26 protein-coding genes are annotated in these 26,390 nt (G+C 27.4%); 19 read left to right on the top strand and 7 right to left on the bottom strand.

The window, feature by feature from the left end; translation table 11 throughout:
• Positions 1-132 precede the first annotated feature (132 nt).
• The 8 genes from F811_RS0112885 (at position 133) to F811_RS0112845 (ending at position 8,279) form a co-directional block, all read left to right on the top strand.
• Complete coding sequence (locus F811_RS0112885; RefSeq protein WP_020005649.1) at positions 133-873, top strand: TRM11 family SAM-dependent methyltransferase; 741 nt, start codon at positions 133-135, stop codon at positions 871-873.
• 434 nt (positions 874-1,307) lie between these two features.
• Entirely contained in the window at positions 1,308-2,300 is a 993-nt protein-coding gene (locus F811_RS0112880) for an aromatic ring-hydroxylating oxygenase subunit alpha (protein ID WP_020005648.1), read from the top strand.
• An 89-nt stretch (positions 2,301-2,389) separates the two neighbouring features.
• Positions 2,390-2,767 (top strand): STAS domain-containing protein, encoded by a 378-nt coding sequence (locus F811_RS0112875; protein WP_026364459.1) that lies wholly within the window; start codon positions 2,390-2,392, stop codon positions 2,765-2,767.
• 49 nt (positions 2,768-2,816) lie between these two features.
• Positions 2,817-3,842, top strand: a complete 1,026-nt coding sequence (locus tag F811_RS0112870) for a hypothetical protein (RefSeq protein WP_020005646.1) — start codon at positions 2,817-2,819, stop codon at positions 3,840-3,842.
• A gap of 1 nt (position 3,843) precedes the next feature.
• On the top strand, positions 3,844-4,779 hold the full coding sequence (locus tag F811_RS0112865; RefSeq protein ID WP_020005645.1) for a bifunctional riboflavin kinase/FAD synthetase: 936 nt from the start codon (positions 3,844-3,846) through the stop codon (positions 4,777-4,779).
• Positions 4,746-5,015 (top strand): 30S ribosomal protein S15, encoded by a 270-nt coding sequence (gene rpsO / locus F811_RS0112860; RefSeq protein WP_013113161.1) that lies wholly within the window; start codon positions 4,746-4,748, stop codon positions 5,013-5,015. The genes F811_RS0112865 and rpsO overlap by 34 nt, the downstream gene beginning before the upstream one ends.
• Positions 5,016-5,077: 62 nt before the next feature.
• Positions 5,078-7,228, top strand: a complete 2,151-nt coding sequence (gene pnp, locus F811_RS0112855) for a polyribonucleotide nucleotidyltransferase (protein ID WP_020005644.1) — start codon at positions 5,078-5,080, stop codon at positions 7,226-7,228.
• A 121-nt stretch (positions 7,229-7,349) separates the two neighbouring features.
• Entirely contained in the window at positions 7,350-8,279 is a 930-nt protein-coding gene (locus F811_RS0112845) for an Rpn family recombination-promoting nuclease/putative transposase (RefSeq protein ID WP_020005642.1), read from the top strand.
• Positions 8,280-8,424: 145 nt separating this feature from the next.
• Here the strand turns inward: F811_RS0112845 and F811_RS0112840 are convergent, their stop codons facing one another.
• The 4 genes from F811_RS0112840 to F811_RS0112825 all read right to left on the bottom strand — a co-directional run bounded on the left by F811_RS0112840 (position 8,425) and on the right by F811_RS0112825 (position 11,642).
• On the bottom strand, positions 8,425-9,351 hold the full coding sequence (locus F811_RS0112840; protein ID WP_020005641.1) for a pseudouridine-5'-phosphate glycosidase: 927 nt from the start codon (positions 9,349-9,351) through the stop codon (positions 8,425-8,427).
• Positions 9,352-9,374: 23 nt separating this feature from the next.
• Positions 9,375-10,322, bottom strand: coding sequence for a carbohydrate kinase family protein (locus F811_RS0112835; protein ID WP_020005640.1), 948 nt, complete (start codon positions 10,320-10,322; stop codon positions 9,375-9,377).
• Positions 10,323-10,599: 277 nt separating this feature from the next.
• A complete protein-coding gene (recR, locus tag F811_RS0112830) occupies positions 10,600-11,205 on the bottom strand; it encodes a recombination mediator RecR (protein ID WP_020005639.1) in 606 nt (201 codons plus the stop codon).
• 5 nt (positions 11,206-11,210) lie between these two features.
• Entirely contained in the window at positions 11,211-11,642 is a 432-nt protein-coding gene (locus F811_RS0112825; RefSeq protein ID WP_020005638.1) for a YbaB/EbfC family nucleoid-associated protein, read from the bottom strand.
• Between the two features lie 296 nt (positions 11,643-11,938).
• On the opposite strand from F811_RS0112825, the gene F811_RS0112820 reads away from it, so the two are divergent.
• The gene (locus tag F811_RS0112820; RefSeq protein ID WP_020005637.1) at positions 11,939-13,411 is read left to right on the top strand and encodes a CsgG/HfaB family protein; all 1,473 of its coding nucleotides are present in this window, start codon (positions 11,939-11,941) and stop codon (positions 13,409-13,411) included.
• Entirely contained in the window at positions 13,411-14,007 is a 597-nt protein-coding gene (locus F811_RS0112815; RefSeq protein ID WP_020005636.1) for a hypothetical protein, read from the top strand. Before F811_RS0112820 ends, F811_RS0112815 begins: the two co-directional genes overlap by 1 nt.
• Here the strand turns inward: F811_RS0112815 and F811_RS0112810 are convergent.
• Positions 13,995-14,489: an FtsB family cell division protein gene (locus F811_RS0112810; protein ID WP_020005635.1), complete on the bottom strand. Its 495-nt coding sequence runs from the start codon at positions 14,487-14,489 to the stop codon at positions 13,995-13,997. The two genes, F811_RS0112815 and F811_RS0112810, sit on opposite strands and share 13 nt — an antisense overlap.
• Positions 14,490-14,813: 324 nt before the next feature.
• Between F811_RS0112810 and F811_RS0112805 the strand changes: the two genes are divergently transcribed.
• From F811_RS0112805 to csrA, 3 genes are all read left to right on the top strand, one after another.
• Complete coding sequence (locus tag F811_RS0112805; protein ID WP_020005634.1) at positions 14,814-16,067, top strand: flagellar hook-associated protein 3; 1,254 nt, start codon at positions 14,814-14,816, stop codon at positions 16,065-16,067.
• A 71-nt stretch (positions 16,068-16,138) separates the two neighbouring features.
• Entirely contained in the window at positions 16,139-16,597 is a 459-nt protein-coding gene (fliW, locus tag F811_RS0112800) for a flagellar assembly protein FliW (RefSeq protein ID WP_020005633.1), read from the top strand.
• A gap of 1 nt (position 16,598) precedes the next feature.
• The gene (gene csrA / locus F811_RS0112795; RefSeq protein ID WP_013113141.1) at positions 16,599-16,850 is read left to right on the top strand and encodes a carbon storage regulator CsrA; all 252 of its coding nucleotides are present in this window, start codon (positions 16,599-16,601) and stop codon (positions 16,848-16,850) included.
• 454 nt (positions 16,851-17,304) lie between these two features.
• On the opposite strand, the gene F811_RS0112790 is transcribed toward csrA, so the two are convergent.
• Entirely contained in the window at positions 17,305-18,207 is a 903-nt protein-coding gene (locus F811_RS0112790; protein ID WP_020005632.1) for a hypothetical protein, read from the bottom strand.
• Positions 18,208-18,418: 211 nt separating this feature from the next.
• Between F811_RS0112790 and F811_RS0112785 the strand changes: the two genes are divergently transcribed.
• The 6 genes from F811_RS0112785 (at position 18,419) to F811_RS0112755 (ending at position 25,299) form a co-directional block, all read left to right on the top strand.
• The gene (locus tag F811_RS0112785; RefSeq protein WP_020005631.1) at positions 18,419-19,504 is read left to right on the top strand and encodes a hypothetical protein; all 1,086 of its coding nucleotides are present in this window, start codon (positions 18,419-18,421) and stop codon (positions 19,502-19,504) included.
• Positions 19,505-19,666: 162 nt separating this feature from the next.
• Positions 19,667-20,821 (top strand): double-cubane-cluster-containing anaerobic reductase, encoded by a 1,155-nt coding sequence (locus F811_RS0112775; protein WP_020005629.1) that lies wholly within the window; start codon positions 19,667-19,669, stop codon positions 20,819-20,821.
• 204 nt (positions 20,822-21,025) lie between these two features.
• Positions 21,026-22,177: a double-cubane-cluster-containing anaerobic reductase gene (locus tag F811_RS0112770; protein WP_020005628.1), complete on the top strand. Its 1,152-nt coding sequence runs from the start codon at positions 21,026-21,028 to the stop codon at positions 22,175-22,177.
• 117 nt (positions 22,178-22,294) lie between these two features.
• Complete coding sequence (locus F811_RS0112765; RefSeq protein ID WP_020005627.1) at positions 22,295-23,440, top strand: aminotransferase class V-fold PLP-dependent enzyme; 1,146 nt, start codon at positions 22,295-22,297, stop codon at positions 23,438-23,440.
• A 54-nt stretch (positions 23,441-23,494) separates the two neighbouring features.
• A complete protein-coding gene (locus F811_RS0112760) occupies positions 23,495-24,565 on the top strand; it encodes an acyl-CoA dehydratase activase (protein WP_020005626.1) in 1,071 nt (356 codons plus the stop codon).
• A gap of 293 nt (positions 24,566-24,858) precedes the next feature.
• Positions 24,859-25,299 carry a MarR family winged helix-turn-helix transcriptional regulator gene (locus F811_RS0112755; protein ID WP_020005625.1) on the top strand — a complete coding sequence of 147 codons (441 nt, stop codon included), beginning with the start codon at positions 24,859-24,861 and terminating at the stop codon, positions 25,297-25,299.
• Between the two features lie 14 nt (positions 25,300-25,313).
• On the opposite strand, the gene F811_RS0112750 is transcribed toward F811_RS0112755, so the two are convergent.
• Positions 25,314-26,390, bottom strand: a complete 1,077-nt coding sequence (locus F811_RS0112750) for a tetratricopeptide repeat protein (protein WP_020005624.1) — start codon at positions 26,388-26,390, stop codon at positions 25,314-25,316.

Raw genomic sequence — 26,390 nt, 5'->3', positions numbered from 1 at the left:
TTTAATTAATATTTACAATTATATAATATATCAAAGTATTTTTTTAACAAGTAATTTTTATTTAATGCTTGTTAATAAATATGTTTTATTATAGTATATACATTAAATTTTATGATAAGCGAATAGTAAAATATGAAAAAAAAGCTAGAATTACAAAGTACAACATTATGGGACTATCCCTCCCAGCAATATTTAAAAAGCGAAGAAGAAAAACATAAACACTATATAGGTGCCACTCCTTCATATATAATATGGAATCTTCTAAACAGATACACCAAAGAAAAAGACCTAGTGGTAGACCCAATGGCTGGAAGCGGTACAACAATTGATGTAGCCCGCGAATTAAACAGACGTGCACTAGGATATGATATAAATCCAAAAGCATTGCAGAGAAAGGATATTTTTAAAGCTGATGCTAGAAAAATACCTATAGAAGATGAAAAAGCTGATTTTGTATTTATAGATCCGCCATACAGTACACATATAAATTATTCAGATGAAAAAAACTGTATAGGAAAATTAACCGCAAAAGAAAATGAATATTATGAAGCTATGGAAAAAGTTATAAGTGAAATATTTAGAATAATGAGAAAAGACAGATATATGGCTTTATATGTTTCTGATTCCTATGAAAAAGGATTTCCTTTTATGCCTATAGGATTTAAATTATTTGAAATTATGAGCAGATACTTCATGCCTATAGATATAGTGTCTGTTGTACGCCATAACAAAACTTTAAATAAAGGCAATTATCATATAGCAGCTATAGAAAATAATTTTTATTTAAGAGGTTTTAATTATCTTTTCATAATGTATAAAAAAGGAAATAAAACTATAGATAATAACGGCAAAGTTCATTTAAGAAATCTATAAAGTTTTTGTATTAATATACTTTATAAAAATGATTGACAGATAATTTTTATAAATTCTAATATAACATTAATTATTTGACTATATATGTTTTAAATCTAAATAAACTGAAAATTTTTAAGTTTGTCAATTTTTTTATTCAACTTTTGGCAAAGCCCAGCAAATATAAAAATTTAAAAAATTAATTTTTTGACAAACTATATTTATTCATGTATATACTACATTTAAAACAACAATATATAAAAATATATTATAAATAAGATTATGCATATATTTTTAATATAAACTGTATAAAAATACAAAATTGTTATACTTATAATATTTTATAAATAATTTAAATTTTTTGTTATGATTTTTGTAAATCATCTTATAAAGTGTTTATTTATTAAAATAACAATATATAATTAACAATATATAAAAAAATTAAGGATACATCTATGATATATAATATGTGGTATGCTGTATTAGATTCAAAAGAAGTAAAAAGAAACAAACCTCTTTTTGCTAAGAGATTAAATAAAAATCTAGTATTTTGGCGGGATTCTAATAACAATATATGCTGCATAGATGATAAATGCTGTCATAGAGGAGCTTCTTTATCTCATGGAAAAATATGCACAGATAACATAGCATGCCCTTTTCATGGATTTCAGTTTGATAAAAGCGGAAAAACAGTAATGATTCCAGCCAATGGAAAAAATACTGAAGTTAATAAAAATTTTTTTGTTGAAGGATATGAAGTAAGAGATTTATACGGATTTATTTGGTTTTGGTATGGTGATAAAGACAAAATCAATGAAAGAATAATGTTTCCAGACGATTTGAAAGACAAGAAATTCTCATATTCTGCTATTAGAGATGAATGGAATAATCATTATACAAGATGCATAGAAAATCAGCTTGATGTTGTGCATATATCTTTTGTACATCATAACACTATAGGAAGAGGAAACAAAACAGTTGTTAATGGTCCTTTAGCAGAGCTAGATGAGTATAATAATATATTAAAATTCTATGTAAATAATGCTGCTGATAATGGACAGAAAGCATTAAGTGCATCGGAAATGAAAAAAGAAGATTTTAAATATTTTCTGTACTTTTATTTTCCAAATACTTGGCAGAATTATATATTTGAAAAAATGCGTATATTCGGTGTGTTTGCACCAGTTGACGATGAAAATACAGTTATATATATGAGATTCTATCAAAAAATAGTGAATATTCCTTTTATAAAAAATATAATAAACTTTATAGGCAGAAAATATTCAGATATTGTACTAAAACAAGATAAAAATGTAGTAAAAACTCAGTCTAAAAAAGAATCTTATTTGGGCATGAAAGAAGAAAAATTAATACAAGGAGATAAACCTATAATAATGTATAGAAGCACAAGAGATAAACTAAAAAAAGAAAATAATTCTTTTATATAAACTTATATTTTAGAAATTTATAATTTATAACAAAAGAAATTTCAAAAAAATTCATTGACTAAAAATAAAAAATTTGTTAAAGTATAGCCATGATGAGTATTTCATTGGAAACTAGCTATTCTTTAAAAGATAATTCAGTTATTATTATTTCGCTGTATAATAATATCTACAATGAACATTTGCCTCAATTAAAAGAACTATTCTCAGAGTTTCTAATAAAAAATATTAATAATATCATATTGGATCTTTCAAAATGTCTTTTTATAGAAAAGGATATATGGGAATATTTTATCAATTTAAAGAAAGATTTAATTCATAAAAAAGGCGATTTGGTTATGTCTGGAATATGCGGAATGGTAAAAAATGATTATAATTTAATGGAATTATCTCATTATATAGAATCTTTTAATAATATAAACGATGCTTTCTACAATTTTGGTATATTAATTGATATTAAATCAGCTTAATTTTATTTTTATACTTGAATTTTTCTTATTGTAGTATAATATATTAAACATGAAGATTATAAAAAATTTAATAACATTAGCATTATTTTTCATAATATTTTTTGTACTGTATTTTGTAATATACTTTTTTAAGGTTTTAGATACAAATAATATCTATCAAAATATAAATGCCGATTTAATAAAAAATTTGATGGAGCATTATTTCTTTGCCATTACTATAGTTGCAGCAACTTCTGCTATGATAGTAATAGGTTCTTTAAATAAGTTTGTCGGAAATGTTTCTGTAGTAATCACTATGATAGTTATAGCTGCTGTAGCCTCTATATACCCAGCCTATACAGTTATATTTAATAAAAATATAGACTATTTAAGAAATGAACTTAATGATAAAAGTTCTCTATTCATAGATGAAAATGGAAGGTTTTTAACAAAGGTTGATAATTATTTAATAAGAGTGGGATACAAATTACTAGATAATACATATAAAAATGCTATATTCATAGATAATACATCGCAAGGGAAGCTATATTTGAGCGATTATATTTATTTTACAGAAAAAGAAATATCATTGCATGAAGTTACTGAAATATCAGGAACAACTAAAACAACAAAAACTTCTACTGTATTTCCTAGAAATTCTTTAGATAATTATATATCAAATTTTATGGCAGATGTAATATTCGGATTTGAAGTATTTCCTATTATAACAGCACTTTTAAAAATTGTAACTTTAAGCGATATACCTCCTTATGCTATTCTGGTTCTATTTGTTAATTTTGCTGTTATGTTTTTTTCTTTCTATATACTTGGATTATCATTAAATTCAAGGCAATATATATATCATAATATACTAAATGCTTTTGTAATATATGCTGTAATAAAAATAATATTTGCAATCTCTATAGAACATTATAATCTATTGGAATTTGTAGTGCGTAATATGAATTACTGGACTATGAATATATATTTATTTGTAATATCAGTACTTATTATACTAATATCATTAATCTTAAAAAGAATACTCAATAATGATAAAAAAAACCGATACAAATTAAGGATAAAAAAAGAATACTAAAATGAATCACATTATCTATGATTTCTCCAAATTAGACCTAAAAAAAGATAGTATTGTAACGATAGGTAAATTTGACAGCGTACATAAAGGTCATAAGAAACTTATTAAATACACTGTTGAATACGCTAAAAAACATAACCTAATATCAATAGCAATAGTTATTAAAAAGAAAAACTTATCTATATATAATACAGAAGAAAATAATAGTTTTATAAAGGCACTGGGTATTAATTATATAATTGTTATTGACTTTTTACCAGAATTTTATACAATGGAGGCTAAAGAGTTCTTTAACAAACTTATAGAATATTACCGCATGAAACATATTGCTGTAGGAGCAGATTTTGCATTCGGTAAAGACAGAATGGGAGACAGTGAATTTTTAAAAAAATATTCCAAAGAATGCGGTATAGGAGTAAGTTTTATAAAATTTCTCAATTATAAAGGAGATAAGATATCCAGCTCCAATATACGTGAAGCCCTTTCTAACGGCGACATGACAAGTGTTAATAGAATGCTTGGCAGAGAGTATTCTATGAGCGGTTTAGTAGTTCATGGCAATGCTTTGGGAAGAAAAATAGGCTACCCTACTGCCAATTTGGAAATACCTAAAACTATATTTATACCTAAAATGGGTGTATATAGCTCCACTGTAAAAATAGGTAATGGTGATACAATATATCATGCCCTAACCTTTATAGGTGTTAGTAATATTAATAAAGAACTTAGAGTAGAAAGCCATTTATTAGATTTTTCAAAAATGATATATGGCAAAAAGATTACTGTTGTGCTGCTCAAATATATAAGAGATAATATAAAAGTTAATTCTATAGATGAAGTAAAAAAATTATTAGAAAATGATGAAAAAAAGATAAGAAAATATTTCAAAAGGAGAACAAAACAATGTCTATCACTGCAGACGAAAAAGCAAAAATAATTAAAGAGTTTGGTAAAAACGAACATGATACAGGTTCTACAGAAGTACAAGTAGCACTTTTAACTAATCGTATAACTTATTTAAAAGGTCATTTTCAGACTCATACAAAAGATAATCACTCAAGAATGGGTCTATTAAAAATGGTTGCTAAAAGAAGAAAACTTCTTAACTATTTAAGAAAAACTGATATAGAAGCCTATAAAAGTCTTATACAAAGATTAAAATTAAGAAAATAATTTAAAGTTAAAAATTTAAATGCCCCCTCTCGGTGTGTGTTTCGACTATAAAGGAGTAGAATATGGTCACAGTTAAGAGTGTTTTTTGCGGGGAGGAATTAATATTAGAAACAGGGCTTCTAGCCAAACAGGCTCATGGATCTGTAACTTTACGATTAGGAAATACTACTATATTAGCAACTGTTGTAGCAGCTAAAGAACCTAATTTGGAGTCTGATTTCTTCCCTCTAACAGTCAATTATAATGAAAAATATTATGCAGGCGGTAAAATACCAGGCGGTTTCTTCAAAAGAGAAGCTAAACCTAGAGATAAAGAAATACTTATATCACGTATTATAGACAGACCTTTAAGACCTCTTTTTCCTGAAGGTTTTAGAAATGAGGTACAAATAATACCTACTGTCTTGTCTGTAGATACTGATATGCCTACTGATGCTTTAGCTTTAATAGCTTCATCTGCAGCACTTACTATTTCTTGGATACCTTTTGGAGGACCAGTTGCCGCTGTCAGAATAGGATACAAAAACGGAGAATATATAATAAATCCTAAAAACAGCGAACTTCCTTCAAGCGAATTAGATATTATTGTAGCTGGAAGTAAAGATGCTATTTTGATGATAGAAGGAGAAGCAAAAGAAGTTTCTGAAGAAGTATTCATTGGTGCCATAGAGTTGGCTCATAAAGAAATGCAGAAATATATAGATATGCAAAATGAAATGGCTTCTCTTTGCGGTACTCAGAAAATAGAACAGGAATTGTTTGAATATGATGCTGATTTAGTAAAAACTGTTACTGAATATGGAAGAGCAAAAATAGAAGCTGCCAACTATAATCCTGATAAAACTAAAAGAAATGAAAGTATGGATAATGCTTTTAATGAAATAGAAGAGTATATAAAAACTACAACTGAAGATGAAAAATTAATATCTCAGGTTAAAGGCATATGTCATACTATAGAAGAAGAAATAGTACGTGAGGCTATAGTAGAAAAATCTATGCGTCCAGACGGAAGAGCTTTAGATGAAATAAGACCTATAAGTACTATGATTAACCTAATACCTAGAGTACATGGTTCTGCTCTTTTCACACGCGGTCAAACTCAATGTCTATCTATAGTTACATTGGGAAGTGAAAAAGATGCTCAATTAATGGACGATATTTACGGTAAAGAAAATAAAACTTTTATGCTTCATTATAATTTCCCTCCTTTCTCTGTAGGAGAAGTAGGACGCTACGGAGCTCCAGGAAGAAGAGAAATTGGTCATGGTAACTTGGCTGAACGTTCATTTAATGCTGTACTTCCTTCCAAAGAAAAATTCCCATATACTGTTAGAGTTGTTGCTGAAATTTTAGAAAGTAATGGTTCTTCTTCTATGGCTACAATATGTGCTTCTACTATGTCTTTATTATCTGCAGGTGTACCTCTTAATGCAAGCGTTGCTGGTATTGCTATGGGACTTGCTACATACAAAGATGGATATAAAATACTTACTGACATACAAGGTGTAGAAGACCATTTAGGTGATATGGACTTTAAAGTGGCTGGAACACGCAAAGGTATAACAGCTTTCCAATTGGATATTAAACTTACTGGAATATCAACTCAGATATTAAAAGAAGCATTGGAACAGGCAAAAAAAGCAAGATATTTTATACTTGATATAATTGATTCTACAATATCAAATGCTGGTGAAGTATCTGATTTTGCTCCTAAATATAAAACTATGGAAGTTAATCCTGATAAAATAAGAATATTAATAGGACCTGGAGGAAAAAATATTAAGGCAATAATAGAAGAAACTGGAAGCGATGTAGATATACAAGACAGCGGAATAGTTAATATATTTGCCCCTGATACACCTACTCTTGATAAAACTATAAAACTTATTAATTCTTATGTTAAAGATCCAGAAGTTGGTGAAGTATATGACGGAGTTGTAAAAGATATTAAAGATTTCGGAGCTTTTATAGAAATACTTCCGGGAGTTGAAGGACTTTGTCATATATCTGAATTAGCATACAAACATGTTATGAATGTTGAAGAGGTATTAAAAATAGGTGATGAAGTAAAAGTAAAAATCATAGATATAAAAGGCGGAAAATATTCTTTAAGCAGAAGAGCTTTGCTTGAAAAACCTGCCGATTATGTAGAAGAAGAGCATGCAAGAAAAGAAAGAAAGCATGATAAACATGACAGAAAAAAAAGATTTTAATAATTTTTAATTGATAATTAAGGCTGCCATTAAATAATGACAGCCTTTTATTTTATTAACTATATAAATAACAGTTTTATAAAACTTTACTTTTATAATTATTTTTTGTATAATAAATATTATGAAAGATTTAGAAAAATTAAAACAGATATTAAATGAACCTATTACTGTTAATAATTTAAATAGAATTAATGACTATTTTATACGTTACTTATTTTCGCATACAGGTAATGAAAATATAGCTTTAAATTTTATTAATGCCGTATTTAAAGATTTAAACTTTGAAACTTTTAATAAAATAGAAATATTAAACCCATTTAATATAGCTGAAAACTACGATGAAAAAGAAAGTATTGTAGATATAAAAGCAACAACAGAAACAGGTATAACCGTTTTAATAGAAATACAGTCAAGAGGAAATGAAGATTTTATAAAAAGGGCTTTATACTATTGGGCCTATAATTATAGTTCTAGTTTAAATAGAGGTTCTTTTTATGATGAATTAAAACCTACTGTAAGTATTAATATCACAAACTTTATACTTACAGATGAAGATAAAATTCATAGCTGTTATGTATTAAAAGAGTTAAACAATAATAAAATTCTAACAGAGCATTGTCAATTGCATTTCATTGAACTTCCTAAATTCAGTTTAAAAAATATTTCTACAATAGAAAGTTTAGATAATATACATAAAGAATTCATTTCTTGGGTAAAATTTTTCAAGGGGGAAGATATGTCTATTTTAATGAAAGAAAATACAATATTTGAGGAAGTAGAAAAGAAATGCCGTACATTTATTAATGATAGTCCAGTAATGGATAAGTACAAAAAGCGTGAAGTGGATACTTATTTTTTCAATAAAAGTATTGAGTTAGATATAAAGAAAGCTAAAGAAGAAGGTAGAGAAGAAGGTAGAGAAGAAGGCATAGAACAAGGTAAAAGGCAACAGCAAATATCTATAGCTAAAAGTTTCAAAAATGCAGGTATAGATATAAAAATTATAAGCGAGAATACAGGCTTAAGTATAGAAGAAATAGAAAATTTATAATATACTTGTTTAAAAACTATTTTTGTAATGATTTATAATAATTTGAAATCTGCTAATTTATAACTGGTATTTAATATGCAGTTCTCTTATTATACCTAAAGCATTATAAAACTGTAAAACAAAAGAACTGCATTTTGAAATAAAATTATCTAATCAAATTAGAATACTCATATGCAATATTAGCAGCTGTTCTGCAATTATTATAAACCAACTCTTTATTAGCTTTCAAACTTTTATTTTCTGTTACACTATGAAGTTTGGCAAGTATAAAAGGAGTTACATCTTTTCCTGATATTTTTTTATCTTTAGCCTCTTTTACAGTATCATCTATTATTTTATTAATATAATCTTTATCCATTTCATATTCTTCAGGTATAGGATTGCATACCAATACTCCGCCTTCTAAACCTAAAGACCATTTTGTATTAAGAATATTAGCTATATCTTTGGCAGTATCTACTTTATAATCAACATTATAACCGCTGTCTCTAGTATAAAATGCAGGAAATTTATCTGTTTTATACCCAAGCACTGGAACCCCGAAAGTTTCAAGATATTCTATAGTAAGTGCCAAATCCAGTATAGATTTTGCTCCAGCACATACAACAGCAACATTTGTTTTGCTTAATTCCTGTAAATCTGCTGATATATCAAAAGTCTCCTGAGCATATCTATGAACACCTCCTATACCTCCAGTGGCAAAAACATTTATGCCTGCAAGAGAAGCTCCTATCATAGTAGTTGTTACAGTAGTGGCCCCATCTTTTTTTAAGGCTAGCATGGCTGCTAAATCTCTTCTGCTTGATTTTGCTATACTGCTGTTAGAACCCATATACTCAAGTTCTTCTTTATTCAGTCCTACTTTTATTTTGCCTTTTATAATTGCTATTGTGGCAGGAACTGCATTATTATCACGTATATTTTTTTCAGAGTTCAAAGCACTTTCAACATTTTCTGGATAAGGCATGCCATGTGATATTATGGTGCTTTCTAATGCAACAACTGCCCTCTTTTCATATAATGCCTCTTTTACCTCTTCACTAATATCTAAAAATTCATTTAAATTATTCATTAAATACCCCTTTATTTTAATAATTAATTATTAATACTTGTACCAAATATATCTTTTATTCTTTTTTCTACTGTATACAAAGTTATATTATCATTAACAGTGTATTCACTCTCTAATGCAAGCATTGACATAATAGCAGCAAATTTTACCTTATAATCTAAACTATAATTATGAAATAGGCAATAAGCAATACCAGCCATAAAAGCATCTCCAGCACCAGAAGCATTAACAATATTAACCTTTGGAGCTTCTAAATGATACGCTTTATAATCTTTGTTTATACCGTAACATATTCCTAAAGCCCCAAATGTTATGTATATCTCCTTAACTCCCCTATCAAGAAATATTTTTACAGCTTCTTTTCCTTCATCTATAGTGTTTATATCTCTGTCAAGCAGAAATGACGCTTCATTTGAATTGATTTTTAAGGCATAAATATTATTTTCAAGCCCCTTTATATGCTCTGCCTTTTTTATCGATACCGCATCGCTTATCAATTTTTTATTAGGAAAATTATTTATTAAATACTCAAATATATCCCTTCCCATAACGGCATCTATAGTGATTAATTTTGCATTCTCTATTGTTTGATAAATACTTTCTAAATATTTGATATCAATATTTTTATCAAGAGAATCCATATCTGATACGGCTATCTCCATATCTTTATCATTATTCATAATAGCTATATATGAAGTAGAGCTTCCTTTTCTTACAATATACGAAGTATCTATTCCTAGTGATTTTATATTATCAAAAAGAATATCTCCGAAAATATCATCGCCAATAGAAGTAACAAATTTTATATTTTTAAGCCCAATATTTGATAAATTATTAACAATATTTCTTTCAACTCCGCCTGCACATACATTTATCTTACCCGGATTTGATTCTTTTAAAAGTATTCTTCCTTTAGAAAAGCCTTGTATATCAATATTTGACCCGCCAATAGATAATATATAATCTTCCATTCAATGCCCTTATATTAATATATACTTAAACAATTATAATTTGTCAAAAATTAATTTTTTTAATTAAAAATATTTGCAGGGCTTTGCCCCGCACCCCACTTCTTTTGGTGACCCAAAGAAGCAAAAGGACTGCATATTTATATACTAAAACAACAAATTACACAACATATAAAACATATAATTTATATAATAATTAATATTATATAAATTAGCATAAAATAATAAACTATTAAAATTATTTGTCAAGTACTTTTGAAACAAGTCTATTTTATTATTATTAACTCATTTCCACTCTGTCTAAAATACTTCTAGCCAAAGACCTAGAATCGGCATTTTCTATATCACTTGATAAAGATATTCCATAAGTAATTCTTGTCACTCTGCCTGTATAATTATTATCTTTTAATAATTTGAATATATATCCAGCAGTGGTATCTGCTTCTAATGAGGCACTGAAAGCTATCATTATTTCATCAATATTTTCAGTATTAACTCTCTCAATAAGTTCTTTTATTCTTATATCACTTATACCTATACCTTTAAGAGGTGCTATAAGACCGCCTAATACATGATACACTCCGTTATACTCTTCTGTTTTTTCTATTGCAAGCATATCTGGATAAGTCTCTACAACACATATTTTATTATGCTCTCTTTTATCATTAGAACATATATAACAAATATCATTATCACTCAAACTATAGCATTTACTGCATAATTTTATATTGTCATGAAGCGTATATAATGTATCTGCAAACTCTTTTAAATACTCTTCATCGCAGTCAAATAAATATAAAGCAAGACGCATAGCGGTTCTGCCCCCTATTCCCGGAAGCCTTGATATAATTTGAGTAAGTTTATCCAATGACTGTATATTATTCAAATTGATTATTCCTTATTATTATTTTCATCGTCTTTATCATTCATCTTATTCATCATATCATTCATTTTTGAAATCATATCTGGTGTTATTGAATCTAAAGATATATTTAATTTACCGTCTTTATATTCTACAGATGTCATTTTACTGATATCATTAAACATTTGACCCATATCTCCCCAATTCATATTAAAAGGATTAGCATGTTTAGGTTTTTCTTCTATACTATTATCTTCTTCTTCATCTAATTTTTTATTTAATTCTTTTACTTTATGAGAAGCCTCATTAATACTTGAAACTATCATCTCTTCCAATAATTCTTTTTGGTCTTTTGAAAGAAGGCTCTCATCTATATTAAAATTAGATATTTTATATGATTTGTCCATATTAAAAGAAACCAAATTTCCAGCTGAGCTGTATTTTATAGTATTTTCATTCATAATTTATACTCCATTAAAATAAAATCATTACTATAATATATATTCTTTTTAATAATTTATCAATAAAAATTAAATATAGTGCTTATTGATAATTAATTATTATTTTTTATATTATTCACAGTTATTTTATAATTCAATGTTCAAATCAATTTATGCATAATAATATAACAAAAATATAACAAATATTAATATTTAATCATTGTAAATAAGTATATCATATAAATTTGACTTTTTTAGTTTATAATATATTATTTTAAAGAGGTTTACAAAAATTGTATTAAAGGATATACATATTAATGAAAAAGATTATATTTACTGTATTTTTTCTTATATGTTCATTTTCATTATTCTCACAGCAAATGAATAGAGAAATAGGTGAAACTTATACTAAAGAAAATATTGCCGTTTTTGAAATAGAAGATAGTTCAAGCGGATATTCTCAAGGCTTAGGCAAACAGATAACAGCGTTAATAGAAGATTCATTAACCAAAATGAATAGATTTAATATTGTAGACAGGAAAAATTTAGATAAATACCTAAAAGAAATGGAGCTTCAATTAACAGGCATAACAGAAAGTCAGGTTATTGAAGTGGGAAAGATATACGGATATTCAAAAGCTATAAAAGGAAATATAGTAAATGCTGATGTAAGTTATAATTATGACAGCGATACTGGAAGCGGAAGTATTTACGGACAAGTAGAAATGGTGCTTCAGATAGTTGATGTAGAGACTACTAAAATTATGTATTCTTCAAAACTTCAGGGAATAAGCTACTACTCTACTACTTCATATCCTTCATATTCTTTGAGAAAAACTGCTATTAATGATGCCTGCAATGATTTGGCGGCTAAAGTAGAAGATAAAATGAGAGAGATATTTAAGATAACATTGACAATATCTGATATTATTGGAAAAGATGTTATAATATTAGCAGGGCGAAATCAGGGAATTGATTCAAAAACTAGATTTAAAGTATATTCAAAAAAAGATAATATAACTTTACCTTCTGGAAATGTTATAAACGGAGGATATGATTATAAAGGAACTTTAAGAGTAAAAGAGTTAGGAAGTGATTATTCGGTATTAAAAATATCGAGAGGAAGAAATATACAGGCAGGTGATATTGCAAGAGAAACTATTATAGGAGATTTTATAGCTGGCATATCATTAAATTATGCTTCATATAATATTAACGCTTTTAACACTACATATGAAAGTACAGTAAGACCAAGTAACGGAAAATTAAAAATATCATTAAATGAAAATAAATATGCTTTGGGGCTTCATTTAAAAATTGGATATAACGGTATTAGATTTTCTCCAAATATTAGTATCGGATTATTATTTGGTGATTTTTTTAAGTCTAGTTATGCTGTAGATACTAGATTTAATTTTGATATTAATATAAATTTATATCAGGAAGTTTTGAGATTGGTTATTACACCATATGTTGGTATGGGCATATCTTTTACAACTATAGGAGAAGTTTACGGCGGAAATTATTTTATAGACAACTATACTTATCTTAAAAATGGTGCTAAAATAGATTCAAGAGATATTATGTTTGGTATAGGGGCTATAGCTTCAATACAATATAATATTACCGATACTATAGGTGTTAATTTAGGAGTTGGATACAGATTTTACACCAATCCTATAAACTTAGGTGTATTTAGCGATAAGACGGAAGTTACTTTGCCTGAAAAAATCAAAACGGTTAATCTTACGGGATTAGAATTTACACTAGGAGCATATTTGTTACTATAATGGGAATAAAAATTATTACTATACTGCTTATTATTTCAAACACATTCTTCGGAGCTTTTTATTTTTCTGACATTTCAAAGGAATATAATACCAATGATAATACAGCAAAAAAAGAAATAACAGAAACTAATGAACAATTAAAGTCTGAATATAATATTGATACTAACAGTATTAATTCTATATTCACAATGGAAGGCGATAAAATTATAAATCAAAAAGGCGTAAGCAGTTCTCCCGTTATGATAGATGAACCATATAAAAGCAATCCTTTCAGATATACAGAAGTTACATTTTTACTTACAGCATTTTTCTCATATACATATGCAACATATTTGGTATTTGGATTAGATTCTTTAGAAACTGCCAATGTTGCCCCTTCTACCACTGGAAGGAACAGGTACAAAAGTCTATGGATATCGGCTACAATATTTGAAATAACAGCTGCTGTATTTTGCGGGGCTGCAGTTGCTTATGACAGTTATCAAAGAGTTTATGGTAAAAAGAAAAATGAGGGATTTAGTTTTAATTTTATGCCTTATTATGAACCTTTCTATAAAGATGCAGGATTTGTATTTTCTTTAAGTCACCCTTTATAAAAAGCAGCTTTTTTTCTTTTTAGTTTTGGAAGTATGTTCTTATTTAAAAGTATTAAATAAAATATAAAGCATAATACAATCATTAATGCAAGTATTAAAGCACCTTTTATATTAATATAATTATCATTGTCATATGATTTTTTAATATTATTGTCTGAAACAGAGGAGTCTGATGCGTCCTCTTCATCTTTTATTATCTTAATAATTTTTTCATTTTTAGTGCCGTCTAAATAACCGAAAGTTTTGGCATATGATAAAATATATTCTCTATCTGTTTTTAATCTAACTATATTATTAGAAATTTGGCTTTTTCTTCTATTAAGTTCTTCCACTTTCTCTTTTTTATTCTCTATAAGAACTTTTTGAGCATCTAATGTAAGAAAACCTTTAGAACTAAAAACAAATACATATACCGTAAAAGCAATACCTGCTAATATGATACAATAAAATATTTTAGAACTTATTCTTACATTAAAATACATAAACTATAACCTTATTAAGATACAAATTATTATCGGGAAGTAGTCTATTAAAATTAATATAGTTTTTATACAATAGGCGGTTTTATGTTTTTACTATGCATAATAATATTATATAAATAATTTTCATTAATTAGTCATCATAATCTAATAATACAATTTTTAATAATCATAATATTTTTTATAATTGCAGTTTCCGATAATAAATAAAGAATACAAACTGGTATACAAAAAACTATATCATAAAAAAATAATAAAAGAATTTATAATTATTACGAGAATAGAAACGATATAATCACTTCTATATAAAAACAGGAGATATAAATTATGAGAGTTACTGAACAAGCCCAATTTAATAGAACAGTTAGTACAATAAAAAGAAACTACAGCGAGATGGAAGCTTCTCAGACTAGATTATCTACTGGTCAAAGGGTTCAGTACCCTCACCAGAATGTTACTGCCACTATCAATTCTATATACTATAAAACTAGAATGTCATCAGTAGACAGATATCAGAATAATATAGTTGACGGTAAAGAAAGATTAAGCGTAGCACATGATTCTATGTCAGCAATAACAGAAGCATTAAACAGAGCTAGAGATTTAGCAGTACAGGGAGCAAACAGTACATACGGTGCTGATGACAGAGCAAAAATGGCTATGGAAGTTGAGGAGATGATAGAAAGAATATACGATATATCAAAAACTCAAAGCAAAGGCGAATTTGTATTTTCTGGTACAAGTATAAAGACTGCACCGTTCAGAGCATTTTACGGACATGATGAAAAAGCAGGACGCTCTATCATAAAATCAGTTATGTATGAAGGCGATGGAAATCCTCAAAACAGAGAAATAGAAAATGGTCAGCTTATAAATGTTGCTACACCTGGTAATTATGCATTTTGGGGTACTGATATGGAAATAATATCTACAACTGATGCTTCTACTTATGTAGTTGCTGAAAATCAAGATATTATGATAGATGATATGGTTATTAATATTAAACAAGGTGATAATATAGAAGCCATTGTTCAAAGAATAAATGATGCTAACGGCAATGTAAGTGCAAGTATTGGAGATTTAAAAGGCGGACAAAAAGTTATACAATTAAAAACAGGAACACCTCATAAAATATTATTACAGGATTTGGCAGGCGGTACTGTTTTACAGGATATAGGCTTGGTAAGAGTGGGAGCTGCTAATACCCCAGAAAATAACTATGAACCTAGTGCTTTGGTAACAGGAAAAAGTGTATTTGAAAGTTTAATATACTTAAGAGATGCTATGCTTAATGATGATGTAAGAGCTATAGGAAGTGAGGCTTTAGGTTATATTGACAGTTCATTAGATAATGTTGCTACTGTTCAGGCTAATGCTTCATCTAAAGTAACAAGACTTGATATGGGATATACTAGCTTTGAAGATCAAAAATTAGCTATTGAAGAGGCTTTGGCTAAAAATGAAAATATTGACTATGCTGAAGAAATAATAAACTTCAATATGTGGCAGTACGCTCATAATGCTTCACTTCAAACAGCTGGAAGATTATTGGGAAGAACTTTGATGGATTATTTAAGATAATTAAAATATAAAATGCTTACAATTGTAAAAGTTTATTCTTTATTAAAGAAAGTATAAAAGGAAATTATTTTATGCCAGAAATAGAATCTAGGATATTAGGAAAAATAGAGGTTTCTGATAACTCATTATATCATCTTAATGGTACTATACTAGCATTTGAAGATTATGATGAGTTCTATCTCGTTAATATGGACGAAGAGGGGACTTTTAAGATACTTCAGTCTAAAGATGATAAAAATGTATGCTTTATACTTATAGATCCATTCTTAGTATTCAAAAATTACGAACCTGATGTTCATGATGATGACATAAAATATTTAGGTATAGAAAATAAAGAGGATTTATATCTTCTTACAATAGTCAGCATTCCAAACAGTGATTTAAAAACTATGAGTGCTAACTTAGTAGCACCTGTAGTTTTTAATATAAGAAATCATAAAGCTAAACAATGCACTGTTTCTGGAGATAAATACACTACCAGACACTCTATCCTATTAGAAGATAATGATTCTTCAGAAAGGAGTTCATAATATGCTTGTACTTTCTAGGAAAATCAATCAAAGCATAGTCATAGGCGACAATATAGAAATAATGCTGGTAGATATAAGAGGCGATCAAATAAAATTAGGAATTAATGCCCCTAAAAATGTAAAAATATTCAGAAAAGAAGTTTATGAAGAAATAGAAAGCCAAAACTTAGAAGCTTCTAAAGAGGCTACAGCTGATAAATTAAATATATTAAGTAATTTTGTTAAAAATAAATTCGGAAATAACAAAAAATAACTTTTATTTATCATACAATAAACTTATTTCATAATTAATTTTTTATATTTATATCTGTAGTTTTCTTCATATAAAATATATTGTTATAATTAATTCAATATATAAAACAAATATAATTTGTCAAAATTAGTTTTTATGTTTTTATTATTTTCGGGGACTAGCCCCCGAACCCCCACTTCTTTTGCGACCGTAGGAAGTCCTGTGGATTGCCACAAAGAAGCAGGCACAGCCCGCAGTCGCGAAAGGCTAAATTTCAGTCTGAATTTAGTAATTTATTCTACATGTAAAACATAAATTAGTACTATTTAGTATTATTTTTATACTTGCACTTTCGCGAAGCGTATCCGAGCTTGTCGAGGATATAAGGTTCTTTTGGCGAAGCCCGCAGAGCTAAGGCGGGAAAAAGAACAATAAAAAAAATTGACAAACTTAAAAATTTTCAGTATATACCCTATTAAAAAGGGTTAATTAATTTTCCATTTCTTATAAGATTAATAGGTGTCAAAATGATATATGATATTATAAAATTAAATAATGATATTATAGCTGAAAATATTAAAAGCATATTATAAGTTTCAAGTATTCTATTTATAAAAATATAAACAGAATCTGGAATTTCTAATTTCAAAAATACTTTTATTAAAATCAAAAACGTATTTATAATCAAAGACAATGCAAATATAACAATAATACCCTTCCAAGCATGTGAAATATCGGCAGGACTTAATTCCATATGAGAAGCTATAGAAATAGATAAATACAAAAATATCCAAAATGTTATACTTTTAAAAGGAGAATAAATAGCAAAATTTCTTATTATATTCATAAAAATATTGTATGTATAAATAAATATATTAGAAACACTATAATATATGATAGATAAAATTTCTGAATTAAACATCTGCTTATATTTTAAATTAGGCATTTCAAATATATTATTTTTAAGTTCTGGAGCCAATAGCATAAAAAGCAAATATACTATAAAAGTGCCAATTATAATTGGGGCAACACCTATAAAAAAATTACCCATCTGCTGATACCAGCTTCTTGAATCGTAACTATGAAGAACATATCCTATAGTATCCGACTTACTATTAAAAAGTTTTATATCATTTATTTTATGTCTGAAAATAATACAGAATAAAGCATGAGAAAGCTCATGTATAGGCGTTCCTATCCACCCTGTTATATAAACTTCTGTTTTAGAGCCTAATGTTTTAGCAAATATTCTTCTTGTTACAGATGATAGAACATACAGTATAAATCCGAATATTATAATGCTTCCAAATAATCTGAATAAGTCTATTATAGTTTTGGATAAAATAATAACTACAAAATAAATAAAATCTCTTATCATAACTAAATACTCATATATTTAGAAATATATCGGAAGAAAACAGCATTTAATTTAATAGTCTATATAACTATATTTTATATAAAATCGGTACTTGAAAAAATAAGATTTCTGCTATACACTATTGGATAATATTATAAAAAAATTGTAAAACTATTACATTATTGAATAATATCTGTTTTTAAGAACATAAAATATGATAAGTGGAGAAAAAATGAAAAAAATTGTATTTATGCTGTTATTACTGAGTTCTTTTGCATTTGCTATAGATGATATAGTAGACAAAGACAATATGCATAATTTGATAGAAGGAGTAACATCAACAAGATTCGGTTCTGATAGGGTGAGTACAATATACGATTTTGCTCCGCTTATGAACAGCAATACGCCTTTAAAATTGGGAGTATCTATATTAGATTTATCACATATAGTTGATAACAGCTACAGAGATCAGGACGGAAAAAGAAAATTAGCATTTCTGCCTAAAGCATTTGTCGGTTTAAGTTACGGAATGTTTGCTTTCGGATATCAGTTTAATTTATATAATGATCTTACAGATAAAAACAGACCTATCGCTCACAGCCATTCATTTTCATTCGGACTTGCTAATGACAGATACAGGCTCTCTCTTCCTATATCATTTTCTTTCGGAGATAAGAACTATTACGGCGGAAAAGTATCTATAAGTACAACTCCGAAATTTAGTTTTATGTTCAGAGGCGGATTATTAGATGAGTTTACAATATCTCTTCATTATGGTATTCAATTATCTTCAGTTACAAATACTACTGTAACAGGAACTAATATAGCACCTATGGTTATAGGAGGTTCTTTATACGGAAATATTATGCTTACAAGATTTGATAATTTCCCAGTACAGATAAGCATGCCTTTAAAGGTAGCATTTTACTATGGTATAGGAGCCAGATGGGCTACAATAGATGCTGGATATGCTGAAGATGCTTTAAACAATTATTTATATGATGATGATGGGAAACGTGCCACTGACAGTATGAGATTCTATGTATTAGTACCTGCCAAATTTGAAACAAAACTTGGTGCTTTTTATGCCTATATTATGCCTAGACTTATGTTTGAAGGAAATATATTTAAAACAGACGGGCATTATAATATGCATTATGGTATAGAAGGTGAAATGAGAATGACGCTTATAGAAAACCTCACATTCGGTCTTACTGCATATGCTGAAGGTCAGGGAATCATGAGAAAAAGTACTGACTTTGAAATTAATAATGCATTCGCAGGCGGTATAGATGTATGGGGAATTTGGAGATACTAAAAATAATTATAAAGTAATTATATAATGATAAGCAATTTTTCTAAATCAAAAATAATAGCTGCTGTAGGTTATTTATCAAAAAAATATACCAGACATAATATATTCTTTCTATAGTATATAGAATAATAATTAATTTTTAATTTTATTTTAAAGGATATAATTATGTCTAATAATAACGATTTACCAGAAATTTTTGAAACATTTGCAGATGCCCGCAAAAAAGGCTTTCTTACTATGAAAGAAGAAAAAGATAAAGGAAGAAAAGTAGTAGGAACATTCTGTACATATACCCCTAAAGAAGTAATATATGCTGCTGATGCTATAAGCGTATCATTATGCTCTACAAATGATGAAACTATACCTGAAGCCGAAAAGTATCTGCCTAAAAATTTATGTCCGCTAATAAAATCAAGCTACGGATTTGCTATTAGTGATAAATGCCCTTATATGTATTTTTCTGATATTATAATAGGCGAGACTACCTGTGACGGTAAAAAGAAAATGTATGAGCTTTTAGGTGAAATAAAAGATACTCATATTATGCAGCTTCCGCATTCTCAAAATAAGTTATCATTAGAAATTTGGAAAAATGAGATAAAAGAACTTATAAAAAGATTGGAAGAAAAATTTAATATAAAAATTACAGAAGAAAAATTAAGAGAAGCAATAAAATCATGCAATGAAGAGAGAAAAATAATAAAAGAGTTTTTTGATTTGGGAAAATTAGTACCCTCCCCTATTAAAGGAAGTGAAATGCATGAAGCTTTGCAGTCATCTAATTATAAATTTGACAGAAAACTTTATGTAAAAGAAATAAAAAAACTAGTAGACAATTTAAAAGAAAAATACAATAACGGAGAATATCCTTTTGATGAAAATACTCCTAGAATTTTAATAACAGGCTGCCCTACTGGAGGACTTGTTGAAAAAATAATAAAGCAAATAGAAGAAGCAGGTGCAAGCGTAGTATGTTTTGAAAATTGTGTGGGTACAAAAAGTTTTGAAATGCTTGTTGATGAAGAAAATAAAGATACTATAGAAGCTATAGCAGAGAGATACTTAAATATACCATGCTCTGTAATGACGCCTAATGATGAAAGAATAAACAGAATAAAACAATATATAGACGAATATAAAATAGATGGTGTTGTAGATGTTACACTTACAGCATGCCACACCTATGCTGTAGAAACGGAAAAAGTAAGAAGAGCTACAGAAGAACTAGGAAAATCATACCTTCAGATAGAAACTAACTACTCAAACAGCGATGCTCCTCAGTTAAGAACTAGATTAGAAGCATTTGTTGAAATGTTATAAATTATTTGTATATTTTAATTGACAAACAAAGTTATTTTGATTATAATTTTAATTATGATTACTGATTTTGCTGTAAACAAATTGATAGTAGCCATTTCTTACCTATCCAATAAATATACAAAACATACATTATAATCTTTTAATTCTATAGGATATAGAATCCATTTCTATTTTTATAAACAAATATATTTAGGGAGTAATAATATGTCTAACAACAATTTACCAGAAATTTTTGAAACATTTGCAGATGCACGCAAAAAAGGCTTTCTTACTATGAAAGCTGAAAAAGACAAAGGAAGAAATGTAGTAGGTATTTTCTGTACTTATACGCCTAGAGAAATAATATATGCTGCTGATGCTTTAAGCGTATCATTATGCTCTACAAGCGAAGAGACTATACCTGAAGCAGAAAAACGTCTGCCTAAAAATTTATGTCCTCTTATAAAATCAAGTTACGGATTTGCTATTACAGATAAATGTCCTTATATGTATTTTTCTGATTTAATAGTTGGAGAAACTACCTGTGATGGTAAAAAGAAAATGTATGAACTTTTGGGAGAGGTAAAAGATACTCATGTTATGCAGCTGCCTCATACAAGAAACAGCTATTCCTTTGAACTTTGGAAAAATGAAATAAAAGAACTTATAAAAAAATTAGAAGAAAAGTTTAATGTAGAAATAACAGAAGAAAAATTGAAAGACGCTATAAAATTATGTAATGAAGAGAGAAATGTTATGAAAGAATTTTTCTCGCTTGCAAAATTAGTACCTTCTCCTGTTAAAGGAACTGAAATGCATGATGTTATGAACTCTTCTAATTTCAAATTTGATAAAAAAGAATTCTTTGAAGAAATCAGAAAAACTACACAAAATATGAAAGAAAGATATGATAAAGGCGAAACTCCTTTTACCAAAGATACTCCTAGAATACTTATAACAGGCTGCCCTACTGGAGGCGTTGTTGATAAAGTAATAAAACAGATAGAAGAAATTGGCGGAAGTGTTGTATGTATTGAAAACTGTGTGGGTACTAAAAACTTTGAAATGCTTGTTGATGAAGAAAATAAAGACCCTATAGAAGCTATAGCAGAAAGATACATAAATATACCTTGTTCTATTATGACTCCTAATGACGGCAGAATGGAGAGAATAAAACAGTATATAGAAGACTATAAAGTTGACGGTGTTGTAGATGTTACACTTACAGCATGCCACACATATGCTATAGAAACTGAAAAAGTAAGAAGGACAGTAGAAGGATTAGGAAAATCATATTTGGCTATAGAAACTAACTACTCAAACAGCGATGCTCCTCAATTAAGAACTAGATTAGAAGCGTTTGTTGAAATGCTTTGATTATATTATTAAACATTTAAATAATATTAAATAATAAAAAACATTTTTTAAAATAGGTAAACTAGTATTAATTAATATATTAGTTTACCTAGAATAAAAAATCTATCGGATACTTTTATGATTTATTTTGATAATGCTGCAACCACATTAAAAAAACCTGATACTGTTGCAAAAGCGGTTTTTGAAGCTATAAATAGTTTTGCTAATGCATCAAGAGGTTCTTATGAAGCATCATTAAGCAGCGAGAGAATAATACTTGAAACAAGAGAAAGAATTGTAAAACTTTTTAACGGATACACTCCAAACTATACAGCATTTACAAGTAATTCTACAGAAGCATTAAATACTGCAATTAAAGGTATAATACAAAATCATAAAGATACTCATATTATAACAACATCATTAGAACATAACAGCGTTTTGAGACCTCTTTATGAAATGCAGGAACTTGGGACTGAACTTACAATAATAAATGCTGATATCAAAGGCCAAATAAATTATAATGATATAGAAAAAAATATAAAACAAAATACAAAAGCAATTATATGTACTCATGCCTCTAATGTTATAGGCGATGTTTTGGATATAGATTTTATAGGCAGTTTATGCAAAAAACATAATATACTTTTTATATTGGATGCTTCTCAAAGTGCAGGAAGTATAGATATAGATATGAAAAAAAGTAATATTGATATTGTATGCTTCACTGGTCATAAGGGGCTTATGGGACCTCAGGGAACTGGCGGGCTATGTATAAAAAAAGGCATAGATATAAAACCTCTAAAAACTGGTGGTTCTGGAATTAAAACTTATTCAAAAACTCAGCCTGAAAATATGCCAGTAAGACTTGAAGCAGGTACTTTAAATAGTCATTCTATAGCGGGACTTAATGCTGCATTAAAGTTTATAGAAGAAGAGGGCGTAGAAAAAATAAGAAATCATGAAAGACAATTAGCAAAATATTTTTATGATGAGATAAAAAATATAGAAAATATAAAGTTTTACGGTAATTATGACACTGATAAAAGAACATCAATAGTATCTTTAAATATTGCAGATATTGATTCTGCTAAAATATCTGATATACTTTCATCTGAATACGATATAGCTACTAGGTCTGGAGGACATTGTGCACCTCTTATGCATACTTCTCTTAATACTGTTAATCAGGGTATTGTAAGATTTAGTTTTTCTTACTTTAATACAATAGAAGAAATAGAAAAAGGTATTAATGCTGTAAAAGAAATAAGCAGGCGTTTTTAAACTTTTTAATAAAAATATTAATAAATGATAAATAAAATATAAAGGAAAAATAAAATGTATTATATTGGTATAGATATAGGCTCAACTGCTTCAAAGGTGGCAGTTTTTGATGATGAAAAAAATGATTTGACAGAATTATTTATGATTCCTACAGGCTGGTCTGGTGTAGAAGCGGCTTCAAAAATATTAGAAATGCTTAAAGAAAAAAATATAAATAAAGAAAACTCATATTTTACAGGTACAGGTTATGGAAGAGTATCAATAGAATATGCAAATAAAACTGTAACTGAAATTACTTGTCATGCCAAAGGTGCTAATTTTTTATTCAATAATTTAAACGGAACTTTAATTGATATAGGCGGACAGGATACAAAAATAATAAGCATAAAAAATGGTAAAGTAGACAATTTTATTATGAATGATAAATGCTCTGCTGGTACTGGAAGATTTATAGAATTAATGGCAAACTCTTTGGGCTGTTCTATACCTACTCTTCTTGAAGAGGCAGAAAAATGTAATGATACTGATGTTGTTATAAGCTCTATGTGTACAGTATTTGCAGAAACAGAAGTTATAAGTCTTAAAGCAAGCGGAAAACAAAAAAATGAAATAGCATATGCAATAGTAAACTCTGTTGCAAATAAAGTAGCATCTCTTTGCGGAAAGTTTAAAGATGATACATACTTCCTTACTGGAGGATTATGTGTATTTGATTATTTAATAAAAACTTTAGAAAAAACATTAGGCGGAAAAGTTATTACAGACAGCAGAGGACAATATGCAGGTGCTATAGGAGCTGCTATCATTGGTTTTGAAAAAAATGCATCTAATAAAAATAAAATAAAACAAAACTCTTCAAATACAGAAAAAAAAGAAGAAATCAAAGATAAAAGATTAATAATAACTTTTAATACCACAACAGATGTTATGAGAGCCGAAAAATCATTTAAAAATATTATGTCAGAAACGAATGAGCTTCTTGGCAAAATAATATCAATACCTAGCGAAATATCTGCAGGATGCGGAATGTCTTGGGAAAGCGAAATACATTTAAAAGATAAATTAACTAATATATTAAAAGAAAATGATATAGAATACGACAATTTTTATGAAATATACAAATAGTTTTATTATATACCTAAATAAATATAGTTTTTTAAAAAACTAGTTTTTTTAATTTTGATATTTGTGCGTCTTCGCCAAAATAACCTTAATATCATTGACAAGCATAGAATATGATTCGCTAAAGTATAAGTGTAAAACTATTAAAGCTGTTGCAATTTTTCATTTTAATACAGTTAATATTAAAAATACAAAATTACAACAGTTATATTAAATTATTTTTATATTCTTGTTTTTTGTATAAAAATTCATATATTATATTATTATAATACAATTTGTACAGAGGTAATATTTATATGGAAGATGTGTTTATAGGAAAATTAATAAAAGAACTTCATACTGCTTTAGATAACAGATTCAATAAATTTTTGGATAAACATAAATTAACATCTTCACAAATGGATATATTAATGTTTCTTTATCATAATGAGCAGAAAATTATTAATCAAAGAGATATAGAAAATTTTTTAGGTTTAAGTAATCCTACAATAGCTGGAACTCTATACAGATTGGAAAAAAAAGGATTTATAAAAAGAAAAATAAGCAGTGAAGATAAAAGATATAAAGAAATATATTTAACTCCTAAAAGCAAAAAGGTTAAAGAAATTGTATTTGAAGATATTAAAAAAAATAATGAAATAATGTTTCACAATATGTCATCTAAAGAAAAAGAAACTTTGGTATTATTAGTAGAAAAATTATTAAGCAATATACAAAATAAAGATATTGATTTTTAAATAATACCAAAAAATCATTTAAAATATAAACTATTCATAACATCGTATGCAAATGATATTAAACTATTGCTTATAGTAACAGTAGAGGAAATTGTAAGTATTATAGATTCATTTCCTTTACTTACTACAGCTATAGCATTAAAAAAGTCATTTTTATTTATCTTTGATGTAAAAACGAACTCTGCAAATAAATCATTATAATTTTCTCTGTTTTTTATAGATATTGGCTTAATAATAGAATAAAGCTCCCCTCTTCTATCTCTAAAGCTGTCAAATAACTCTTTTATAGCCTTTTCATCATATTTTTCATTGCTGTAACTTATTATAATTGATATTCTATTGTCTGGGCTTTCTATTTTTAGTAAGGAACCCTCTATATATGCATTAAAATTCTCTGGTACAAGCAAATGAAATCTGTCTGGATTTGCTTCAATTGATGTGAATTTATCTATATCAAATTTAGAATTATCTATTAAATATTTAATATTATTAATTCTGTTTATAATATTAACATCATTTTTATTTATAGTTAATGCTCTTTCTAAAATATCAAAAGCTTCATCGTATTTATACATAGCTCTGTATGCTACCGACATATTAATCATAGATAAAACATCATCATTATCTATAGATACAGCCTTTTTATACTTTTCTATAGCTTCATTATGCTTTCCTTCCATTGATAATATAATCCCATACTGACCGTAAATACTAGAATTAATATCTCCAATAGATATAAGTTTTTCTATTACATCTTTAGCTTTATCATATTGATAAGTATTTATAAGTGCTTCAATCTTATTTTCAAGCAAATCCTTATCATCTTTTATAAAACTAAGCCCATTATCCATTAATTCTATTACAGCATTAAAATCATTTTCTTCGTAGTATATATCTGCTAAAACCAAATATCCATATTTATATTTATTATCTTTTTTTATTAATTCTAAAGCTAGTTTTTTAGCATAAGAAATATTATTTATGTCTATTAAATTGTTTATCTTTTCTATAACAATATCATTACTTTCTTTTATAACCTCTTTGATATCATCATCCACATTAATATTATTTACACTTTCACTAGCTAACAT

The sequence above is a fragment of the Brachyspira innocens ATCC 29796 genome, from assembly GCF_000384655.1.
GTDB lineage: Bacteria > Spirochaetota > Brachyspiria > Brachyspirales > Brachyspiraceae > Brachyspira > Brachyspira innocens.
The sequence above is the reverse complement of the archived record's forward strand: the minus strand, read 5'-3'. Positions and strand labels throughout refer to the sequence as shown.